The 1,752-nt window shown below is 71.3% G+C and carries 1 protein-coding gene; it reads left to right on the plus strand.

The window, feature by feature from the left end; all coding sequences use genetic code 11:
- A partial coding sequence (locus tag IJH84_RS15435) for a DEAD/DEAH box helicase (protein ID WP_295145644.1) occupies positions 1-1,752 on the plus strand: 1,752 nt, incomplete at both ends.

Consider the following 1,752-nt stretch of genomic DNA (forward strand, 5'->3'; position numbering starts at 1 on the left):
CGTCGTGGTGGCCACCGGCACCGCCTCCGGCAAGTCGCTGCTCTACCAGCTCCCCGTGATCGCCGAGCTGCGGTCGGACGCGCGGAGCACCGCGCTGTACCTGTCCCCGACCAAGGCGCTCGGCGCCGACCAGCTCCGGGCGGTGGAGGAGCTTTGCGGTGAAGGGCTCGAAGGAGTGCGTGCGAGCTCCTACGACGGGGACACGCCCAAGGTCGAACGGGACTGGGTTCGCGCGCACGGTCGCTGGGTCTTCACGAACCCGGACATGCTCCACCACGGCGTGCTCACCCGGCACTCGCGATGGGCGCGGTTCTTCCGGAACCTCAAGTTCGTGGTGATCGACGAGTGCCACACCTACCGCGGCGTGTTCGGTTCCCACGTGGCACTGCTGCTGCGGCGGCTGCGGCGGATCGCCCGGTACTACGGGTCGGACCCGGTGTTCGTGCTGGCCTCGGCGACGGTGGCCGATCCCGGTGCGCTCGCCGAACGGCTCACCGGGGTGGAGTGCCACGCGATCAGCGAAGACGGTTCACCGCGGGGTTCGCGGACCGTCGCGTTGTGGGAACCGCCGTTGCTGGACGACTTGGCGGGCGAGAACGACGCGCCGGTGCGTCGCGCGGCCGGGACCGAGGCGGCGCGCATCCTGACCGAGCTGGTCATCGAGGGCGCGCGGACGCTGGCGTTCATCCGCTCGCGGCGCGGCGTCGAGCTGGCCGCGCTGTCCACCCGGCGCGCTCTGTCCGAAGTGGACCATGAACTCGCGGACAAGGTCGCCGCCTACCGCGGCGGTTACCTCCCCGAGGACCGGCGCTCACTGGAGCGGGCGTTGCTGTCCGGGGAACTGCTCGCGGTGGCGGCGACCAACGCCTTGGAACTGGGTGTGGACATCGCGGGGCTCGACGCCGTGGTGGTGGCCGGGTATCCGGGAACGCTGGCCTCGTTCTGGCAGCAGGCGGGCCGGGCCGGGCGGGATGGGGAGGACGCGCTGGTCATCTTCGTCGCGCGGGATGATCCGCTGGACACCTACCTGGTGCACAACCCGCCCGCGGTGCTGGACCGGCCGGTCGAATCGACGGTGCTGGATCCGGCGAACCCGTACGTGCTCGAACCGCACCTGGCTTGCGCCGCCGCGGAGCTGCCGCTGGACGAATCATCGTTCGAGATCTTCGGCGGGGCGCCTGCGCGGGCGGCGGTCGAGGCGCTGACCGACGAAGGTGTGCTGCGCAAACGGCCACGCGGCTGGTACTGGACCGCGAAGGATCGGCCGCACGGGGCGGTGGAGCTGCGCGGGTCAGGAGGCCAGCAGGTCGCGGTGGTGGAGGGCGACTCGGGGCGGATGCTGGGCACCGTCGACCCGGAATCGGCCTGCTCGATGGTGCATCCCGGTGCGGTGCACCTGCACCAGGGCCAGTCGTTCGTCGTCGACGAGCTCGACCTGGACAGCGGGCTGGCGCTGGTGCACTCGGAGAACCCGGAGTGGACCACTTCGCCGCGCGACGTCGTGGACATCTCGGTGCTGCGCACCGTGGAGGAACGGATGGTCGCCCCGGGGGTGACGGTCTGCCTCGGCGACGTGGAAGTCACCTCGCAGGTCGTCGGCTACCTGCGCAAACTGCCGTCCGGCGAGGTGCTCGACCAGGTGGCGCTGGAGCTTCCCGCGCGGAACCTGGTGACCCGCGCCGTCTGGTACACGATCTCCGACGAGTTGCTTACCGGCAGCGCGCCGGGGAGGGCCGGGCTGGACCCGGCACG

The organism is Saccharopolyspora sp. (genome assembly GCF_017434145.1).
Classification (GTDB): Bacteria; Actinomycetota; Actinomycetes; order Mycobacteriales; family Pseudonocardiaceae; genus Saccharopolyspora_C; species Saccharopolyspora_C galaxeae.